Source organism: Paenibacillus kribbensis, from assembly GCF_002240415.1.
In the GTDB taxonomy this organism is placed as follows: Bacteria; Bacillota; Bacilli; order Paenibacillales; family Paenibacillaceae; genus Paenibacillus; species Paenibacillus kribbensis.
Genome location: NZ_CP020028.1, coordinates 3299172 through 3319519, shown reverse-complemented (window position 1 = coordinate 3319519; position 20348 = coordinate 3299172). Strand labels below are relative to the sequence as shown.

Below are 20348 nucleotides of genomic sequence, written 5' to 3'. Positions count from 1 at the left end.
CTCTTTTTTGCGTTTAATCCCTGTTCTGAAAGGTAAAAGTATACTGTGGACAACTAAGCCGAGAGGGAGGGAAACAACAATGGCCTCATTTAACGATGAGCTGCACCACCAGAATCAGAATGACGGGAAAGAAGAGACAGGGAGAGGGACAGCGGAGTATGCTGCTCAGGAACAGCCCTTAAGCCGGGATCATGCGGAGCAGTATCCGACAGAGCAGAAGAGCCTGTTTGATCGTTTTGAGAGTGAGCAAACCGTAGATGCTATTCCCATGGAGGATTTAAAGATGGAACGCGAGGAGGAATTCGACAAGGACGTAACCAAGCACACCTCTTCCAGTGAGAAAAAATACAAAGGCGATGTATAAACCAACAGGTTGCTGGTAATATTTAAAAAGAAATCTCTTGACATTAAGATAAGTGTAATATATATTTAGTTACGAAAAGTAATTAATTTTTCTCAGGAGGTAACAAAAATGTCTAAAGACTTCTTTACAGCTCTGAAAGAAAGACGCTCCTATTACGGTATCAGCAAAGAACAGGTCATTTCCGATCAAAAGATTCAAGAGATTGTAGAGGAAGCTGTGAAGTATACACCTACCTCTTTTAATTCCCAAACTTCACGCGCAGTGGTATTGCTCGGAGAGCAGCATGACAAACTGTGGAATATTACTGAGGATATTTTGCGTGAGGTTGTAGGCAACGAAGAGCAATTCAAGTCTACTGCTGAGAAAATGAACGGCTTCCGCAGCGGCTACGGAACAGTCTTGTTCTTTGAAGACAACAACGTTGTAGCAGGTCTGCAACAACAATTCGAAGCGTATGCGGACAATTTCCCAATTTGGTCCAACCAATCCAATGGTATGCTGCAACTGGTAGTATGGACGGCTCTGGAGCAAGAAGGACTGGGTGCATCCCTTCAGCATTACAACCCTTTGATTGATGAAAAAGTAAAAAATGAATGGAACATCCCTGAACATTGGAAGCTGATTGCTGAAATGCCATTCGGTAAACCAACCTTCCAACCAGGTGATAAAGAGTTCCAACCTGTAGAAGAACGCGTAAAAACGTTTAAATAAGTCAAACAATATATAAACGACCAGGTTTCATCCTGAGCAGAGCACTGTGATACCCACAGTGCTTTTTGTCATTCCATTCGTTACGTGACTAACCTGTGGAAATGCGCTGATTCGGAGATTAATTCAGACGTCAACGGGACTAACCGACTGTTTTCCCAAGCTGGAAGGGCTCGAGGCTTGCTTGGGTAACAGTGTGTATGTCTGCCCGGATAGTGATGGGTATGAGGTTCCGGTATGTAAACAAAAGTACCGCAACGCTAAGAGCTGCGGTTAAAAGGGGGGATGTATACCCGTTTGAAGATGCTGTTCGAAGCGTTTTAACTGATCGCTCATGCCGTATTTACGTAAAATCTCCGTTTGCTTGCTGCCGATCAAATCAAAATGAGGATAGGGCTGACGCTGATGAATATATCGAGGGTCCAAACCGTTATTGTTGCACCATAAGCGCAGCTTGTCCAAATCTGAGCAGCCTACCTTGGTGACCGTTGTAATTCCTGGAAAACGATTATCCAGCCAGTAATGCGTCAGAAAAGCAATTTCACCGCGACTGACCTCTCTTTTCCAGGCTGCAAGCTCCTGTCGGGTAATGCCAAATGCCATCCGTCTCATCCTTTCTTGGCTCAATCCAAAATCATGAGCAGCCCGCGTGGTTGTACCATTATTTTCGTATGCTAGCCTGTATTATGATCCTTAAAAGGTAACACAATAACAGGAGACCGTGTAGGACGATCTCCTGTTGGTGGTTAAAGCCATCTTTCGGCCCAGCTCTCTACACCATTCAATGCATCACCAAGTTCCTTTCCCTTGCGTGTCAGCGAATACTCGGTACGCACAGGCCGCTCTGTGATGACATTGCGAAGGACCAGGCCGGAAAGCTCTAATTCCTTGATGCGTTCGTTCAGCATACGTTTGCTAAGATCAGGTATGGAGACATGAATTTCACTGAATCGTTTGGGATGTTCCATCAAAGTATGAATGATGAGAGCGGTCCATTTTTTGCTGATGATCTGAAAGGACTGTTCCACCTTGCCGCACAAAAGCTTGGGCTGCCTGTCGTCGCTCATCTTGAATCCCCTCAATTTCATTATTGTTTTAGACAGTATACTAAAAGTAACTCTGTATACCAATAGTAACTATATCATGTTGTAGTAACTGTAACATATTTAACATTATTTTCTCTTTTCTTTCGTCAATCATACCACAGAAAACGTTATCATTACAGGATATTTCGAATGTTCACGAATTCGCTAAAATTTGATTGACTTGCCCCTTATTTTGGGTGTATTATGGGTTACGTTAATTCCTCAGGTAACTTTTAATAACCTCATCTTTTATAATGGGAAGAAGGAATAATTCATGGATTCAATGACTTTTGTCTTATTTGGAGCGACAGGGGATTTAGCAAAACGCAAAATTTACCCTGCCTTGTATAATTTGTTTGTAGAAGGTAAAATTCCGGCTTCCTTCTCTGTAATTGGGATGGGGCGCCGTGAAGTGGCTGACGAGCAATTTCAAAGTAATGTAGAGCAATCCATTAAGGATTTCTCCAGACACGTGAATGATGACCGTGCACAGATGGATCAATTCCTGAGTGCGTTCCGCTATAGCGCTTTGAACGTCAATCATCCGGAAGATTATAAAAAGCTGCTACAGCTTGCTGAACAGCGTGAAAATGATTTGGGAATTCCGGGGAACCGCATGTTTTATTTATCGGTGGCACCGGAATTTTTTGATGTGATTGCCCTCAATATCCGGGAAAGCGGTCTGGCCGAAACCAAGGGCTGGAAACGACTGATTATCGAAAAACCGTTTGGACATGATCTGGAATCAGCACGCGAGCTGAATGATCGTTTGAGCAGAACATTTGCTGAGGACGAGATTTACCGTATTGACCACTACTTGGGCAAGCCGATGGTGCAAAACCTGGAAGCCTTGAAATTTGCCAATCCTTTGCTTCAAGGAGTATGGAACAATCAGTACATTGCCAATGTACAAATTACCGCTTCCGAGATCGTAGGGGTTGAAGAACGTGCTGGATACTACGATCATTCTGGAGCTATTCGTGACATGGTACAAAATCACATGCTGCAGGTGCTGATGATGGCAGCCATGAACAAGCCTGAACATGTAACTGCTGGACAGGTGCGTGACGAAAAAAGCAAGGTTATGCAGGCACTCCGTGCGCTTGATCCTTCGGATATTGCTTCCAGTGTGGTTAGAGGGCAATATACGAGCGGTGAGATTAACGGAAACGCAGTTCCTTCCTATAAAGAAGAACTGGGCATTGCGCCTGATTCGCAAAATGATACATTTATTTCAGCCCGTCTATGGATTGACAATGAGCAATGGTCAGGCGTGCCATTCTATATTCGCACTGGCAAACGCATGAAAGAAAAATCCACACGTATCGTTGTGGAATTCAAACAGGACAGCACAGATCCATATGCCGCTCAAGGGCAGCCATCTGAACCAAACTTACTTATCATTCATGTGAATCCAGATGAAAAGGTAACTCTGCGTCTGAACAGCAAAGACCCGCTGAACAATGGTCAACTGGAGACGGTTCTGATGAACTATAATTCCGAGGACAAGGATGTACCGGAAGCTTATGAGCGCCTTATCTTTGATGCGCTGCGCGGCGACTCCACCTTTTTTGCTCACTGGAATGAAGTTGAGCTTTCATGGATGTGGGTACAACCTGTGCTGGAAGCTTTTGCACGTGGAGAAGTTCCGCTTCACACCTATGCAGCAGGCTCCTATGGTCCGGAAGCTTCGGATCAATTGTTAGAGGAACAGGGCTTTACATGGTGGCTGGATCAAAAGTCCGAAAGTTCTGAAAAAGCAGTTGTTCGTTCATAAGCATTAACAAATAGACAATATATTTTGCTACGGCAGGAGGCCTTTACAATGCAAGTTGGACTAATTGGTTTGGGAAAAATGGGCTTGAATCTCGGAAAAAACCTGATCGACCATCAGCATGAAGTTGTTGCTTATGATGTGAATGCAGCAGCGATTCAAGAAATGAAGGATTATGGTGCTACAGGTGCTTCCACATTGGAAGAGCTCGTACAGGCAACCCAGTCTCCGAGAGTCCTGTGGATTATGGTTCCCCATCAAATTGTTGATACTGTGCTGGATCAGCTTCAACCATTGCTCTCCAAAGGGGACATCATTATTGAAGGCGGCAACTCTCATTACAAAGAGTCCATTGCCCGTCATACCCGTCTGAAAGAATACGGCATCAGCTTTATGGATGCAGGAACGTCCGGCGGCATGGAAGGCGCACGCCATGGTGCATGTTACATGATCGGCGGCGACCCGGAGGCATGGGCGGTTGTTGAGCCTATTTTCCGCGATACAGCGGTGGAAAATGGTTATCTGTATGCTGGTAAATCCGGCAGTGGACATTTTCTCAAAATGGTTCACAACGGTGTGGAATACGGTATGATGGCTTCCATCGGTGAAGGATTTGAAGTGCTGGAGAAAAGCAACTTTGACTTTGACTATGAGCAAGTAGCGCGCGTGTGGAACAACGGCTCCGTTATCCGCTCCTGGCTCATGGGCTTGACTGAACGTGCCTTCTCCAAGGATGCGAATCTGGATGAAATCCGTGGGGTTATGCACTCTTCCGGTGAAGGCAAATGGACAGTTGAGGAAGCACTGGATCTTCAGGCAGCGACGCCGGTCATTGCTTTGTCCCTGCTGATGCGTTACCGTTCTCTGGACTCGGATACGTTCAACGGAAAAGTGGTTGCTGCGTTGCGTAATGAATTTGGCGGTCACGCGGTAGAAAAAAAGTAAGAACGAGATAAGCTAGTATCTATCCCCGCAGCTTCACAACTGCGGGGATATTGCTATATGTTTTTGCTATACGCTTTTTGCTGTATGCATATTTTTCCTTGTATATCCGCACAATAGATGAAAAAGGCGGAAGGAAGAAGAGCATATGTGCAAAAGATTTTCGTTATCAGCGGATTTGGATGAGGTAAGGGACCATTTTGGTATACAGCGGGTGATGTATTATTACAAAACACGATATAACATGAGTCCCACCCAGCATATCCCGATTGTGCTGCATCAGGATGGAGAACGGGTGCTTGATGAATTCCGCTGGGGTTTTATCCCTTACTGGGGCAAGGATTGTGTTAACGCCGACTTAAATTCGCTTCGGGTAAATCCGAGCTATCGCAAGATGGCGGAAACCCGGCGGTGTATCATTCCTTGCAACGGATTTTATTATTGGAGAAAATTAGGTAAACGCATGTGTGCTGTACGCGTGGTGCTGCCGGAACAGAAAATGTTTGCGGTCGCGGGCTTATATGAAATATGGCAGGATAGTCGCAAGGAGCCGCTGCGTACCTGCACGATGATGACAGTTCAGGCCAATGTGGATATACGTGAATTCGACAGTCGTATGCCGGCTATTCTGAACCCCGAACATATTGGTGCATGGCTGAACCCGTCCATTCAAAACGTCGATGAATTGCTGCCGTTACTGCGCACATATGAGCAAGGCGATATGAGCATCTATCCGGTGACTCCGCTAGTGGCTAATGATGAACATGATAGCCGCGAATGCATTCAGGAAATGGATTTGCAATATTCCTGGATTAAACCTTAAAGATCATAAACTGCCCGCCGCCTGCATAAGTATGTATTGGGGAACAAGCTCATGATCCGGGGAGAGGGGAAACGGCCGAAGGAGTATCTCATATGGGATGGAGGCGATTGGAATGAGTAACGATACACTCATCCAGCTGCTGGTGCTCATGGTGACGATCATCGGTCTGGTCCAAAACCGGTAAGTGGCAGGTTCCAGAAGGCGGGAGAATTGCCGTAGGCAATCTTCCGTTTTTTTCTGCGTAAAATACTCGCAGATTCAGTAAGCTTGCGGTACAATAGATGCTAGGCTGCAGATGACAAGACATCTGAATATACGGCTGTATATGATGCATTTAGGGGAGAGCGAATCATGAGTGAATTAACTTCATTACCACCAGCTAAGAAAAGGAAGCTGCTGTTTAGCGCAGGGCTCAGTTGGCTTTTTGATGCCATGGATGTGGGGCTGCTTTCATTTATAGTTGCAGCGCTAGCCAAGGAGTGGCATCTGGGATCAGAGCAAATTGGTCTGGTGACTTCGATGAATTCAATAGGAATGGTGTTTGGGGCCGCTTTGGCCGGGATTTTAGCGGATCGCTACGGCAGACGTGCTATATTAGTGTGGACGCTGCTGATTTTTTCCATTGCCAGTGGTCTGTCTGCTTTTGCGACGGGGCTCGGAGTGCTGCTGGTGCTGCGTTTTATTGCAGGCGCAGGCTTGGGCGGGGAATTGCCTGTAGCTTCGACGCTGGTGTCGGAATCGGTGCCTGTTAAGGAGCGAGGGAGAGCCGTTGTATTACTGGAAAGCTTCTGGGCAGCAGGATGGATTCTTTCGGCCCTTATTGCCTATTTTGTGATCCCGAAGTATGGTTGGCAGATGGCCTTTATTCTCGGCGCAGTGCCTGCGCTGTACGCTCTTTATTTGCGCAGGGCTGTTGAGGATTCACCGCGTTACAAGCAGCAGAGCATCAAGCTTTCGCTGCGGGAACGTGTGGCTTCTATTTGGGCGGGAGCGAATCGCAAGTCTACGTTAATGCTGTGGATATTATGGTTCACGGTTGTATTTTCCTATTACGGCATGTTCCTGTGGCTGCCGAGCATGATGTTTATGAAAGGGTTTGAGCTGGTTAAAAGCTTTGAGTATGTCCTGATCATGACGCTTGCACAATTGCCAGGTTACTTTACCGCTGCGTATCTGATTGAAAAGCTGGGCCGCAAATTCGTCCTGATCCTCTATTTACTGCTGACGGCGGTGTCTGCCATTTGGTTCGGAACCGCGGAAACGGCCGGGATGCTGCTGGCTGCTGGGATTTGCTTGTCCTTCTTTAATCTTGGTGCGTGGGGAGCGATGTATGCCTATACTCCGGAGTTGTATCCGACGGCCGTCCGTTCTACCGGTGTGGGCATGGCGGCTGCGTTTGGCCGTATCGGAGGCGTCATCGGACCATTGGTGGTCGGAATATTGGTAGGACAGGGCATTGGGTTATCCGCTATCTTCGGGATTTTCTTCGTCGCTATCCTGATTGGAGCAGCCGCTGTAGGGTTGCTGGGGACTGAAACGAAAAATCAGGAGATCGACTAACTTTACATTCACCTATATAAAGATTCATAATACAAGAGAGAGGAGTGACCTGAAATGGAGCATACCTTTCTGCTCAAGGCAGACTGGAACGGGGGACGCAACAGCGACGGCCGTATTGAAGCCGGACAACTGCGGACTGCGATTTCGATCCCGGCTGAGATGGGTGGCCCCGGCGTGGGTACGAATCCGGATGAAATGCTGCTCGGTGCTGCCGCAACCTGCTATTTGATTACGTTGGCAGCGATGATGGAGCGTGCCAGTCTCCCGGTGGCATCCCTGGGGCTGGAATCCGAAGGGATTGTCGATGTAACGAACAATATTTTTACATATCGTCGAATCGTGCATCGTCCGTGGGTTCAGCTGGCTGCTGATGCGTCAGAATCGCAGATCGAACAAGCATTACGTCTGACAGAGCAGGCAGAGACATCCTGCATGATCTCGCGTGCCGTTGCGGGAAACGTGGCTTTGTCTACAGAGCCTGTCGTGGAACGCGCCTCTTAAAGCGATATTTGAACCAGGAGCAATCATTCCAATTGCCCATTATTTTCTAATTCAAGGAGGACAAAACCATGACAGCACAACAAAAATTGCTCGTATTCGCAGGCTCTTACGCCGAATTGGAAGGCAGTGGAGTGTATGCGTACACTTTTAATGAAGAGACTGGCGCACTTACATTACAGGATGAGTTCTCCGGCTTGAAAAATCCTACATTCCTGAATGTGGACGTCAAAAATCGGAAGTTGTATTCGATCGGTGAGACGATTTCGGCTAGCGGAGCGAAGGTAGGCGAAGCTGCTGCGTTTGAAATTGACCCGGTCAAAGGAACATTTACATTGCTGAATCGCGCGGAAAACGTTGGCTCAACAACCTGCCACATTCAGCGTGATCCATCCGATCGTTTTCTTATCGTAGTCAGCTACCATGGAGGTATGGTGGGACTGGTGTCTCTGACTGAGGACGGACGTATCGGTGAGCTGCTGGATGTGAAGCAGCATGAAGGTAAAGGAGCGCATCCTGAGCGTCAGGATCGTCCACATCCTCACTCCAGCTTCTTTAGCCCTGACGGCCGCTTCCTGTTCGTGCAAGATCTCGGTCTGGATCTGATCCGTATCTACACCATTGACGCTGGCAAAGGCCAGCTGGTGCTTCATGGTGAAGCCAAAACCCATGCAGGTGCAGGTCCACGCCACTTGACTTTCCATCCGAACGGTAAGTTTGCTTTTGTTATTAACGAAGTGGATTCGTCCATTACTTCTTTTGCATATGATGCAGAAGCTGGCAAGCTCACTGAACTGGAGAGTGTACCGACATTGCCGTCTGACTTTACTGGCGAAAACACAACCGCTGAAATTGCGATTTCGCAGGATGGTGCTTATCTGTACGGTTCCAACCGTGGACATGACAGCATTGTGGTGTACGCTGTAGACGGAGCAAACGGCAAGCTGAGCCTGGTCGAGCATGTATCTGCCGAAGGCGAGCATCCGCGCCATTTTGCATTGACTCCAAACGGTGATCATTTGCTGGTGGCAAACCGTGACACGAACAACATTGTTACATTCAAAGTGGACAAGGCAAGCGGCCGCTTAACCTATACCGGACAACAAGTAACCGTGTCCAAGCCGGTATGCGTACAGCCTTTTTACTTTTCCGTGTAAAATGACGGGGTAACTAAAACGACTAAGTAACGGTATGCGGCTCATGTCCGCTACGAGGACGGATCATTCTTCCGATCGCTGCCGCCTCCGGATTTCTTGAGTGTATGTTCAAGGGTAGAAATCCGGGGACAAAGGCGAACGGTCCGCTTCTTCAGAACGATTCCGTCCTCTCCGCTGCTTGGGTGCTTTTGGCGATGATTTCGGTGATTCACCAAGCATAGAGGATTTTTAGAAGACGGTTCGTAGATTAATCTGCGGCCGTTTTTATTTTTACGCTTAGTCGTTTCTAAAGAAGTCAATACCCACGAATGTAATCTAAAGCTTCAAAATTACAAATAAAAATACGAATAATCTCGGTAGGAAAAGGGTACATATGTTATAAGCGGGACAATGATCCCTTATACAAATATAGGACAAGCGTTGCGAACTCATATAAGAGTTAGAAGCTTTAATGAGAGTATACATTTTGGCCTGAGCTTCGGTATCAGTTTGTTTAGATCGTTGTTTTTTAGAGACGAACTTATAAAAATGAGAATGGCAGGGATAAGCTGAGTAACGAAGCGGGCAGATGGATTTCGGAGAAACTATCTATTCGCGCAGTGGGCCACAGAGACCGATAAAAGTATATAAAGGAGGGATTTGCATGAAAATCATCATTACGCAAAAGGAAGCCGCCGACAAAGGAATCTGGACAGAGATTATGGGGATGTTTGGTGTAGCAAAAGAGGACGAGGTGTGGGGAAATGAGGAGTTTATTCTCACTGAGGAACAGGCGCGTCAGGTCGGTTTGATAAGATGACGAGAAGTAGCAGGACATGTAATCAAGTTTTAAGACCAAGTCTTAAAAAATCGTAACTTATTTTTTATGTATCTGATACACTTTTAAACCGTACAACGTTTATGATAAGTGCACAAGGGTAATGAAGCTTACAGACACCGTGTACATACCCAGACGGTAAGGAGAGATCAGACATGATGAGATTAGCTTCGAAATGGACAGTATTGGCTTTAATGATGATGCTGATGACGGCGGCGGGAGCAACAGCACAAGGTTACACGCCCGTAACACCTGCTGAAAATCAGGAGACCGTATATATAAACCAAATGGACATGCGCAACGGACAAATCTATTTGTCGGCAGATCCGATTGAATGGTATGAAGGCAAGGCGGCGGACAAGGCGTTCTTAGAGCATGAAGGAAATACAGGGTTGGACGGAGCGCCAGACGGCTACTACATCGTAAACAATTCCGTTCAAAATGATGTATATCAGGTTGCGCCGGATGCTTCGGTAGAGGTACAAATCTATGATCATACCGGTCGTATTGAAGATACAGATGTGAAATGGAACGAGTCGATTCCGCTGGAACAGTTTGAACAAGATTTCGCCAAAAAAGATGTACTGGACCTCAGCCAATTTCCGTACCATGTGACGCTGCGTGACGGCAAGATCGTTAAAATCGTGCAGCAATTCATTCCTTAACATACAAGGTATGCATGAAAATGAGTTGATATATCGAGAAACGTCGATATAATGCGAAGTGAGCGATGAACAGCTTGAGAAGTATGTCGCAGATTACGTCAACGATGTAGAGGGTCGTCCGGCCCTCTCCGGTAGGGGGCAAAAATAACGGAATATCAATAACAAAAAAAGAGGATATCCATCCCCAGCGGGGTGCGGATATCCTCTTTTGATCATATATATGGTATTAGAATGATTTTGCTGCTTCTACTGCACCTTGAACAGCAGATGCTACGATGTCTTGTGCTTGATCTGGAGCTTGGTTATGTCCTTCCAGTACAACCTTCACGATGTCTTTTACTCCGAAGAAGGATAAGATGTTGCTCATGTAGTTCAAAGACATTTCAGCAGCAGCAGCTGGTCCCTCGGAATATACGCCGCCTCTTGCGTTCAACAGGACTACTTTTTTGTCAGTTACGAGACCAACAGGACCTTCAGCAGTGTATTTGAATGTTTTACCAGCTTGGTTCAGGTAGTCAATGTACGTATGCAATACTGCAGGGATTGTCATGTTCCAGAGCGGGAAAGCAAATACCACTTTGTCTGCTGCCAGGAATTGATCCAGGTAGCCATTGGCAATGTTGGCCAGGCGAGCTTCTTCAGCGTTCAATTCCAAGCCTCTAGCGGATTTGAACGTACCGTTAATCATGTTGGCGTTCAAATAAGGAAGCTCGACAGAGAACAGGTCCAGCTCAGTGATTTCATCAGATGGGTGGGAAGACTTGTAGCTTTCCACGAAGGCGTTATACAATTTAACCGTTGCAGATTCTTCGGCTGTACGATCATTAGCTTTGACAAACAATACTTTAGACATGAAATATTTCCCCCTAGGTAAATTGAATAAGTAAGTTAAGTTAGTAAGTTACCTCGTAATATTACAATATAAAGATAATTTCTGTCAACTCTTTTATATTAAATTTATTTTGAAAAGCCGCTTTATTTTTTACACTGTAAAAACCATGTGTTTCTTTTGCAAATTATCAGTTTTGCGGTAAAATTTAAATATGAGCAGTTGAGAGTATGGATGAATAGGTAAAAATTGAAGTTACGACGTTGCCTGCAAAATGCGGTACAACAATTGAACGAAAAAGGTGAGTAGCTTGAAAATTGGTTTTTTTGATTCAGGACTAGGTGGAATTACGGTATTATCTGAGGCGTTAAGACGGCTGCCGAACGAAAGTTTTGTATATATGGCAGATACGCTTCATGCTCCTTACGGGACGAAAACACCACAAGAAGTACGCGGATATGTCAAGACTTTGGTACAAACGATTCTAAAAGAAGAGGTTAAGGCATTGGTTATTGCCTGCAATACCGCGACGAGTATTGCGGTTGCGGAACTGAGAAGAGAATATTCTATCCCGATTATTGGCATGGAGCCTGCAGTGAAGCCTGCGGTAGAGATGAATCGAGCGAATGGGAAAAGAGTACTGGTATTAGCCACATCGCTGACATTAAAGCAATCCGGTTATGCAGCACTGGTATCGAGGGTTGACGATCATGGAAGTGTGGACTCACTACCTCTGCCGGAGCTTGTGCAATATTGTGAACAGTTAAATTTTGACCGGACAGAATTGTTCGAATATTTTAACCGTAAGTTGTCTTCGTTTGACCTGGACATATATGGTACGGTCGTTTTGGGATGTACGCATTATCCATTTTATAAGGAAATTCTGAAGGAATTGCTGCCTTCTCATATTCAGCTTATCGATGGAAGCCAAGGAACGGTCAGACGATTAAAACAGGTGCTGTCCGAGCGTAATTTGCTGGCATCTCCGGTAAAAGCGGGTCAAGCGCAGGAGGGGCACGTTACATTTCTATGTTCCAGTCAGGATGAAGCCTATGTGCATAAGATGGAACGCGCGCTTGAAATCTATGCGGAGCATGAAAAGATATATTTGTAAATATAACAGACATTCTCCAGGAAAATGATGGGGGTGTCTGTTTTTTTACAGAAATAAGCAAAACGGGGATGTTCAAACTTTTCAAAAATTGCTAGAATATAGTAATCTCGAACGTTCACTTCGTAGAGGGTTTCAAAGTTTCATAGACGGATGGTTTCCGATTGTATCCATGAAGGAGGGAATAGGATGGAACGTAAAGTGCATATCATTCCTTACCAAGTGATCAAGCAGGAGCAGCAAGCGAATGAAATACCGCGAGGTGTAGAGCTGATTCAGGCCCCAGCGGTATGGAACCAGACCCGAGGCCGAGGAGTGAAGGTAGCCGTGCTGGACACGGGCTGTGATTCGGACCATCCTGATTTGAAGGAGCGCATTATTGGCGGCCGGAATTTCACGGATGATGATGAAGGTGATCCGGAGATCTTCAAGGATTACAACAGTCACGGTACACATGTGGCAGGAACCATCGCGGCAGCGGAAAATGAGCATGGTGTCGTCGGTGTCGCCCCTGAGGCGGATTTGCTCATTATCAAAGTGCTGAACAAGCAGGGCTCCGGCCAATATGACTGGATTATTCAAGGCATCTATTATGCGATTGAGCAAAAGGCAGATATCATCTCCATGTCGCTCGGCGGACCTGAGGATGTGCCGGAGCTGCATGAAGCGGTGCAAAAGGCTGTAGCCAGCCAAATCCTGGTCATCTGTGCAGCTGGTAATGAGGGAGACGGTGACGATAGAACGGACGAGCTCGGCTACCCCGGCTGCTATAATGAAGTGATCAGCGTAGGTGCAGTAAACTTTGACAGACATGCCTCGGAATTCAGCAACTCCAATAATGAAGTGGATTTGGTTGCACCGGGAGAGGATATATTGTCCACCGTTCCGGGCGGCAAATATGCGACCTTTAGCGGAACTTCGATGGCTACCCCGCACGTAGCAGGCGCTTTGGCACTGATTAAGCAGTTGGCGAATGCGAGGTTTGAGCGTAATCTCACCGAACCGGAGCTGTACGCACAGCTCATCAAACGCACAATTCCACTCGGCAATTCTCCTAAGCTGGAAGGCAACGGTCTATTGTACTTGACAGCAGTAGAGGAGCTTTCCCGTATTTTCGATACACAGCGTGTAGCAGGAATACTGAGTGCAGCATCTAATAAGTCGCTACTTTAGCGGCTATTTTTGAATTTAAGGTAGAGTATAAGATGGATTTTGCATTGATTATAGGCAACATGAGATATAAAATCAAAAAGGAAGCATTGATTTGTTTCTGAAAATTTCAAAGGAGTGTTGTGAATGTATTTCCCAACTTTAATTATTTTAACTGTCGGTGTTGCATCCTATTAGAGGATTGCAGCAATCCTCTAATAAACGATTAAAATATTAGAGGAGTAATATAAATGAAAAACAAGCACGATTATATAAGGAACTTTTCTATAATTGCCCATATTGATCACGGAAAGTCGACATTAGCAGACCGGATCATGGAGATGACCCAGACGGTTTCAAAAAGAGACTTGAAAGACCAAATGCTGGATTCGATGGATGTGGAACGCGAGCACGGTATAACAGTTAAATCACGGACCGTCCGTGTGTTCTATCAAGCAAGGAATGGACAGGAGTATAAGTATAATTTGCTTGATACCCCTGGACATGTCGATTTTTCATATGAAGTTTCAAAAAGCCTGGCTGCCAGTGAAGGAGTAATTTTACTTGTTGATGCCACTCAAGGTGTTCAGGCTCAGACGATTGCCAATTATCAAATTGCGAAGGAAAATCACTTAGTCATCATACCTGTAATAAATAAAATGGATAGTCCAAACGCTAATATGGATCAAACCCGCCAGCAGATTATTGAATCCATGGATTTTAACGAGCAGGACATATTATATATTTCTGCAAAGACAGGCCAGGGTGTCGCAGATGTATTGGAGCGTATTCAAGCCGTTATTTCTCCACCTGCAGGCTCAGTTGAGAAACCTTTAAAGGCCTTGGTTTTCGACTTGCATTACGATCCGTATAAAGGAGTAATTGCCTACATTCGTTTGTTTGAAGGTTCTTTAGATAAGGAAAAGACACTTGTATTCATGGCCACACAAGCAGGGTTTGAACCCATTGAGATAGGAGTGTTTTTACCTCATATGCAGTCAACGGGTTCACTGTCTGCTGGGGAGGTTGGATATATCGTTACGGGTTTGAAAGAAGTTCAAAGGGTCAAACTTGGTGACACGCTAACTTCATCTGCCGATCCTGTTCAAGAGCCGCTGCCAGGGTATAAAGAGTCTAAATCGACAGTATTTGCAGGATTTTACCCAAGTGACGACAGATACAAAGATTTTGAAAATGCCATTCATCGACTGGCTTTGAACGATTCCTCTTTTCGTTATGAGGAGGAGCAATCTGATCTATTAGGGAAAGGATTTCGTTGCGGATTTTTAGGTATGCTTCATCTGCAAATTATACGAGAACGTCTAGAAAAGGAGTATGGGGTCACAGTTCTTACAACTGCTCCTAACGTTTCGTATCATGTGATCATGAAAAATGGCAAGGAGCTATGGGTGAATAATCCGGTAAACTATCCGCCATTCGTTCAGGTAGAAAGGGTAGAGGAGCCCTTTTCTGAGGTAACTATTACATTACCGGAAGAATATATTGGCGATATGATGAAGCTGGTAACCAGCCGAAAAGGAATCTTTTATGATTTAAGCTACCAATCCAATCAAGCCATATTAAAGTATGAAATGCCTGCTTCCGAAATTGCCTATGACTTTTTTGATCAGTTGAAATCCATATCCCGTGGGTACGCCACAATGGACGTAAAATATAAAGAGTACCGAACCGCAGATCTAGTTAAAGCAGAAATATTAGTCAACTATTTACAGATTGATGCCTTGGCTTTTATTCTGCACCGAGAGGATGTTTACCATACTGCCTCAGAGCTCGTATTAAAGTTAAAACATACGATTCCCAGAAAACTGTATCCTATGCCAGTTCAAGTGCTGGTTGAGGGGAAAGTAATCGCCAGAGAAGATGTTCCTCCATTAAGAAAGAATGCTGCGGTTAGCGGGGAAAAGAAGAGCATCTCCAAGAAACAAGCGTTGTTGCGAAGACAAAATATGAATAAACGCAAAATGGAAAGTAGCGATATACGATTGCCACAGGAAGTGTTTAACACCATTCTAGAAATGGGTAAAGGGAACAACTAAGTAACACGTATAATTGCAGAGACATGTCGAAGACAACTTCAACTACGGTCTCCTGCATCAAAAAAGATCACAGTCAGAGAGATGTAAGCCTCATTCCCTGACTGTGATCTTTTTGCTATAGGGTCCGTATCCTGATGAGTTATACCCTGTGATTACTGCGGACCTTCGGTAACAGCGATTTCTTTATCCAGGTTTTCTCTGGACAGGTTGGCGGTCAAGTAATCCGGTGTATCAGGCAGCACCAGATGCAGATTGGATTTTTGACAAATACGGATGGTGCACTTTTCAATGATTAAATCAAAGACGTGACCGCCTCCCGTGCGTTCCTCATTAATAAAATGCAGATGAAACCCGGCTACGCCAATGCCTTGCGCATAGGCAGGTGTCCAGAAGCCTGTGATCACGCCGGAAGCCTCATTAAAAGTGAAGGTAGGCTGTGACTTGGTTGCTTCAATAAAAGGCTTATAAGGTTTCACTTGGTGAGGCACGGTTCGTGTTTTTACTTCACGGAAAGTGCCATCTAAACGGAAGGCATAGAATAAATTGCGGCTTGGAAACAGCTTGAGCAGCAGGGCTTCCAGTTCATCGCGATGCATGGGGCGATCAATGGTATATGTGAAATCTTCACGAAAAAAGGTGACTGTGGAAAAAGGAGTGGTCTCTTCCGGTTTTACACGATGGGCCGTACCGTCTGGAAGCAAGTGAAAAAATTCACCATCAAACGCAATCATCTCACCATTGAGCTGGTCAAATGTACCAAGCCCGAAATCCCCGTGCTTTTGTAGTTCCTTGAAGGCTACGACCCCATCATAAAGACCATCTAATAAAGCGAGCATGGTGGACGTTTGGTAAATATCATGATCAAGTTCAGTTTCTTCCTTGTTTTCCAGTTCTGCAACGGTCATGGCAATACACTTCCTTTTGTAATTGTATGCATTTATTTTCTTTCTTTTTCAATAATAAACGTAAATTTTCAGTAAATAACATGAATAATTCAAAAAAAGCATAAAAAAAACGTTATACTCCTTCATTGTCACGAAGCTGTCACGAGTGAGGCCCAGTTAAGGTTAATTTAACTGATTAGGAAGCAGTTTACGTCCTAGCTGGATATTATCCTGATAATCAATCGGAATATCGACGACTACGGGACCATCGGTATCAAGTGCCTGCTGCAGCACACTTTCCAGTTCTTCAGGGCCATGTACACGCAATCCGGTTGCCCCAAAGCTTTCGGCATATTTCACAACATCTACATCTCCGAATTCTACACCGGAAGTTCTGCCGTATTTCATTTTTTGTTGAAAAGCGACCATGTCGTAGCTTCCATCTCTCCATACGATATGCACGAGCGGAGAGTTAAGACGTACGGCGGTTTCGAGCTCCATGGATGAGAAAAGGAATCCTCCATCACCAGAAATAGAAACGGCCTTTTGACCGGGGTTGACGAGAGTGGCAGCAATACCCCAAGGTAGAGCTACGCCTAAAGTCTGCATCCCGTTGCTGAACAGGAGTCGCCGCGGTTCATAGGAACGGAAATATCGGGCCATCCAAATGTAGTGTGAGCCCACATCACAGGTGACCGTGACGTTATCATCAATCAGGCTGCGTAATGTACGAATGAATTGTAATGGATGAACCAGATCATTTTGCTTGCGTGCAGGAATAGCGGCCTGATCATTCAAATCTTGGCGAAGTCGGTCCAACTGGGCGCATGAGGCTTCAGGCAGCTTTAAGGTAGGTATTTCCTCTGCGAGGCTGCTTACGATCAGGCCTATATTACCGATAAGCTCATAATCTGGCTGATAATCATGGTCGATATCCGCTTGATGATCATCCAGGTGAATCAGGGTTCGATTTGCGGGAATGTTCCAGTTTTTTGGATCATATTCTATAGGATCATAGCCAATTGTTAGTACCAGATCTGCCGCCGCAAGAAGCATGTCGCCCGGTTGATTGTGGAATAGCCCCACTCTTCCGAAATAGTGGCTTTCCAGCTCACGAGAGATGGCTCCAGCGGCCTGAAATGTTTCGACTACAGGCAAATCCGTATTTCGAATGAGTGCGCGGATGGCTGCGGTGGCTTTAGGAGTGCTGGCTTTCATACCGAGAAGAAGTACGGGCAGCTTGGCTTTTTTGATTTGGCCTGCGACTTGCTTGATTAGCCCGTCTGGTGCAATTCCAAGCTGTGGAAGGGAAAGCTTTTCAATAGCTGTTACTTCGGATGACGAAGTCAACACGTCCTGGGGCAGACTGACAAAAGTTGCTCCAGGCTGAGCTGAGGTCGCAATCCGAAATGCATTGGTAATAGCTTCCGGTACATTATCAGGATGTTCTACTTCGACGCTGTATTTGGTGATGGGTTCGAATAGTCCGGCGTTATCCATAGATTGATGCGTGCGTTTCAAACGTTCGGATCTTGGGACTGCACCAGCAAGAGCAACGACGGGATCACTTTCCGCATTAGCGGTGACAAGTCCTGTCGCCAAATTCGATGCACCGGGACCGGAGGTAACAAGACATACGCCGGGTTTCCCAGTTAATCGACCGACCGCAGCTGCCATAAAGGCGGCGTTTTGTTCATGACGGCATATGATCAATTCTGGACCACGATCTTGAAGAACGTCAAAAACGGAATCAATCTTGGCACCTGGAATACCAAAAATGTGCGTTACTCCTTGCTTGATCAAACAATCGACAACAAGGTCAGCTCCTTTCGTAACGGTCTTTGCTTGGACATCTTGCACTTTTGTACTCAATGCAGTCACCTCTTCTTTTGTCTTTGAAATATTATGAAATACTTTCAATGTAAAACATTGGATGCATGTGACAATTATAATACAATAACTGGTATTTTCAAGAGAGAAATTTTCAGAAAAATGGCAAAAAATAATGAAATCGTTTTCGAAATGCCATTTTAATGGGGAAATACAGAGTGCGGAGACTTGAAAAAGGAATTCCTGTCGAAAGGAAAGTTACTTCGTATGAAGCAGACGAAATTTTGGTTTTCGTATGCCTGTATCGGGTTCCTGTTTATTTTTTGTCATCCCACATGATAAAAATCACTTTCCTCTGCAAAGGATAGCGGTTACAATATAGTTGTTGTTAACGTAAACATTAAATTTAAGGTGAAATGATCCAGAGCGATATGAGAAGCAGGAATCATAATATGGCCTGATCGTCTTGTATAATAACGTGACCTGTTAAGTTATGCAGAATGCTATTGCTAAATAATAGGCAGAATACAATCATTTTTGTTAACGTTAACAATTTTGTTGGAAAGAGGACTATAGAAGGGATGAGAGAGTAATGACTAAAGCATTTTTAGATGAAAACTTTTTGTTAAGCAATCCCACAGCTGAAATTTTGTATCATCAGTATGCCAAGGATATGCCGATTATTGACTATCATTGTCATTTAAGTCCACAGGAAATTTACGAAAATAAAGAATTCAAGAATATTACGGAAGCTTGGTTGTACGGAGATCATTACAAGTGGAGACTGATGCGGGCCAATGGGGTAGAGGAGCGCTTGATTACGGGGGATGCCGAAGATTATGACAAGTTTTTGGCTTGGGCCAAAACCGTACCTACACTGATCGGTAACCCACTGTACCATTGGACACATTTGGAGCTTCAACGCTTTTTCGGTGTACATGAGCTGTTAAATGAACAGAACGCACCTTTGATCTGGGAGAAAGTGAACCAAAAGCTGCAGGGACAGGGCTTTGGAGCACGTGATCTGATTGTAAATTCGAAGGTAACTGTTGTGTGCACCACAGATGATCCGACGGACCATCTTGAATACCATAAACAAATCTGCAAGCTGAGCGATTTTCCAGTGGCTGTATTGCCGAGCTTCCGCCCGGACAAAGCCTTGGAAATTAATCGTGAAACCTTCCAGCCTTGGGTAGCCCGTCTGGGTGAGGTCAGCGGCCTGGATGTTTCCGGCTTTGAAGGATTTTTGAATGCGCTGGCGAGCCGGGTGCGTCATTTTCATGCTGCTGGAGGACGGGTATCCGATCATGCACTGGATACGGTAGTCTATGAGGAAGCGACACGGGAAGAAGCGGCTGCCATATTCGGCAAGGCACTAAAGGAAGGTCGTGTGACTCCGTTAGAGGAAGCGAAATACAAATCATATGTGCTGGTATTCCTCGGTAAGCAGTATGCAGAGCTTGGCTGGGCGATGCAATACCATATTCACGCGCTGCGTAACAATAATACCGCTATGTTCCGCCATCTGGGACCGGATACCGGCTACGACTCCGTAAATGACGGCTCCTTTGCCCGCTCGCTGGCGGCATTGCTGGACGCGCAGGAGCTGGCAGGAGGATTGCCAAGAACCATTTTGTACTCGCTTAATCCGGTTGATTATCCAGTGCTGGCAAGTCTTGCGGGCTGCTTCCAATCCGGTGGAACCGTGGGCAAAATTCAGTTTGGTACTGCGTGGTGGTTTAACGACCATATCGAAGGCATGCAGGAGCAGATGAAGCTGCTGGCCAACCAAGGGGTGCTGTCCCGTTTTATCGGTATGCTAACAGATTCTCGCAGCTTCCTGTCCTACACACGCCACGAATATTTCCGGCGCATACTCTGCGATCTGATCGGAACGTGGGTTCAGGAGGGCAAGGCGCCTGAGGATTTGGAGCTGCTCGGAGCCATGGTACAAAATATTTGCTACAATAACGCCGAGCAATATTTTAATTTCCCCACCGTTGTTCATAGCAAATGACACTTTTATGTCAAGGCAATAGCTTACGTATTCCATAAAAAAGATGCTCTTGCCAGGAGGTTGTATTTAATGGCCTGG

The 20348-nt window shown here is 45.5% G+C and carries 19 protein-coding genes; 14 read left to right on the top strand and 5 right to left on the bottom strand.

Features of this window, described 5'->3' with window-relative positions; genetic code table 11:
- The first annotated feature begins 79 nt into the window (after window positions 1-79).
- Window positions 80-364, top strand: coding sequence for a hypothetical protein (locus tag B4V02_RS14650; protein WP_094155383.1), 285 nt, complete (start codon window positions 80-82; stop codon window positions 362-364).
- Between the two features lie 108 nt (window positions 365-472).
- Complete coding sequence (locus B4V02_RS14645; RefSeq protein ID WP_007430159.1) at window positions 473-1075, top strand: nitroreductase family protein; 603 nt, start codon at window positions 473-475, stop codon at window positions 1073-1075.
- Between the two features lie 270 nt (window positions 1076-1345).
- Here the strand turns inward: B4V02_RS14645 and B4V02_RS14640 are convergent, their stop codons facing one another.
- Window positions 1346-1675: a hypothetical protein gene (locus tag B4V02_RS14640; protein ID WP_094155382.1), complete on the bottom strand. Its 330-nt coding sequence runs from the start codon at window positions 1673-1675 to the stop codon at window positions 1346-1348.
- A 143-nt stretch (window positions 1676-1818) separates the two neighbouring features.
- Window positions 1819-2139 (bottom strand): winged helix-turn-helix transcriptional regulator, encoded by a 321-nt coding sequence (locus B4V02_RS14635; RefSeq protein WP_094155381.1) that lies wholly within the window; start codon window positions 2137-2139, stop codon window positions 1819-1821.
- A 292-nt stretch (window positions 2140-2431) separates the two neighbouring features.
- Here B4V02_RS14635 and zwf point away from each other — a divergent pair, with 292 nt between their 5' ends.
- The 8 genes from zwf (at window position 2432) to B4V02_RS14600 (ending at window position 10393) form a co-directional block, all read left to right on the top strand.
- Window positions 2432-3934: a glucose-6-phosphate dehydrogenase gene (gene zwf / locus B4V02_RS14630; RefSeq protein ID WP_094155380.1), complete on the top strand. Its 1503-nt coding sequence runs from the start codon at window positions 2432-2434 to the stop codon at window positions 3932-3934.
- A gap of 48 nt (window positions 3935-3982) precedes the next feature.
- Window positions 3983-4876 carry a phosphogluconate dehydrogenase (NAD(+)-dependent, decarboxylating) gene (gene gnd / locus B4V02_RS14625; RefSeq protein ID WP_094155379.1) on the top strand — a complete coding sequence of 298 codons (894 nt, stop codon included), beginning with the start codon at window positions 3983-3985 and terminating at the stop codon, window positions 4874-4876.
- A 145-nt stretch (window positions 4877-5021) separates the two neighbouring features.
- Window positions 5022-5696: an SOS response-associated peptidase gene (locus tag B4V02_RS14620; RefSeq protein WP_094155378.1), complete on the top strand. Its 675-nt coding sequence runs from the start codon at window positions 5022-5024 to the stop codon at window positions 5694-5696.
- Window positions 5697-6047: 351 nt separating this feature from the next.
- Entirely contained in the window at window positions 6048-7256 is a 1209-nt protein-coding gene (locus B4V02_RS14615) for an MFS transporter (protein WP_094155377.1), read from the top strand.
- Between the two features lie 54 nt (window positions 7257-7310).
- A complete protein-coding gene (locus B4V02_RS14610) occupies window positions 7311-7757 on the top strand; it encodes an OsmC family protein (protein ID WP_094155376.1) in 447 nt (148 codons plus the stop codon).
- Window positions 7758-7825: 68 nt separating this feature from the next.
- Window positions 7826-8911: a lactonase family protein gene (locus B4V02_RS14605; RefSeq protein ID WP_007430168.1), complete on the top strand. Its 1086-nt coding sequence runs from the start codon at window positions 7826-7828 to the stop codon at window positions 8909-8911.
- A 643-nt stretch (window positions 8912-9554) separates the two neighbouring features.
- Window positions 9555-9710, top strand: a complete 156-nt coding sequence (locus B4V02_RS26155; RefSeq protein ID WP_167383760.1) for a hypothetical protein — start codon at window positions 9555-9557, stop codon at window positions 9708-9710.
- 173 nt (window positions 9711-9883) lie between these two features.
- Window positions 9884-10393 (top strand): hypothetical protein, encoded by a 510-nt coding sequence (locus tag B4V02_RS14600; RefSeq protein WP_094155375.1) that lies wholly within the window; start codon window positions 9884-9886, stop codon window positions 10391-10393.
- A 226-nt stretch (window positions 10394-10619) separates the two neighbouring features.
- On the opposite strand, the gene B4V02_RS14595 is transcribed toward B4V02_RS14600, so the two are convergent.
- On the bottom strand, window positions 10620-11246 hold the full coding sequence (locus B4V02_RS14595; RefSeq protein WP_094155374.1) for an FMN-dependent NADH-azoreductase: 627 nt from the start codon (window positions 11244-11246) through the stop codon (window positions 10620-10622).
- Window positions 11247-11532: 286 nt separating this feature from the next.
- Here B4V02_RS14595 and murI point away from each other — a divergent pair, with 286 nt between their 5' ends.
- The 3 genes from murI (at window position 11533) to lepA (ending at window position 15539) form a co-directional block, all read left to right on the top strand.
- On the top strand, window positions 11533-12336 hold the full coding sequence (gene murI, locus B4V02_RS14590; protein WP_094155373.1) for a glutamate racemase: 804 nt from the start codon (window positions 11533-11535) through the stop codon (window positions 12334-12336).
- Window positions 12337-12522: 186 nt separating this feature from the next.
- Window positions 12523-13506, top strand: a complete 984-nt coding sequence (locus tag B4V02_RS14585) for a S8 family peptidase (RefSeq protein WP_094155372.1) — start codon at window positions 12523-12525, stop codon at window positions 13504-13506.
- A gap of 227 nt (window positions 13507-13733) precedes the next feature.
- The gene (lepA, locus tag B4V02_RS14580) at window positions 13734-15539 is read left to right on the top strand and encodes a translation elongation factor 4 (RefSeq protein ID WP_094155371.1); all 1806 of its coding nucleotides are present in this window, start codon (window positions 13734-13736) and stop codon (window positions 15537-15539) included.
- Between the two features lie 152 nt (window positions 15540-15691).
- Here lepA and budA read toward each other — a convergent pair whose 3' ends face one another.
- The gene (gene budA / locus B4V02_RS14575) at window positions 15692-16444 is read right to left on the bottom strand and encodes an acetolactate decarboxylase (RefSeq protein ID WP_094155370.1); all 753 of its coding nucleotides are present in this window, start codon (window positions 16442-16444) and stop codon (window positions 15692-15694) included.
- A 162-nt stretch (window positions 16445-16606) separates the two neighbouring features.
- Entirely contained in the window at window positions 16607-18304 is a 1698-nt protein-coding gene (gene alsS, locus B4V02_RS14570; protein WP_208618682.1) for an acetolactate synthase AlsS, read from the bottom strand.
- 541 nt (window positions 18305-18845) lie between these two features.
- On the opposite strand from alsS, the gene uxaC reads away from it, so the two are divergent.
- Window positions 18846-20270 (top strand): glucuronate isomerase, encoded by a 1425-nt coding sequence (gene uxaC / locus B4V02_RS14565; protein ID WP_094155368.1) that lies wholly within the window; start codon window positions 18846-18848, stop codon window positions 20268-20270.
- Window positions 20271-20348 lie beyond the last annotated feature (78 nt).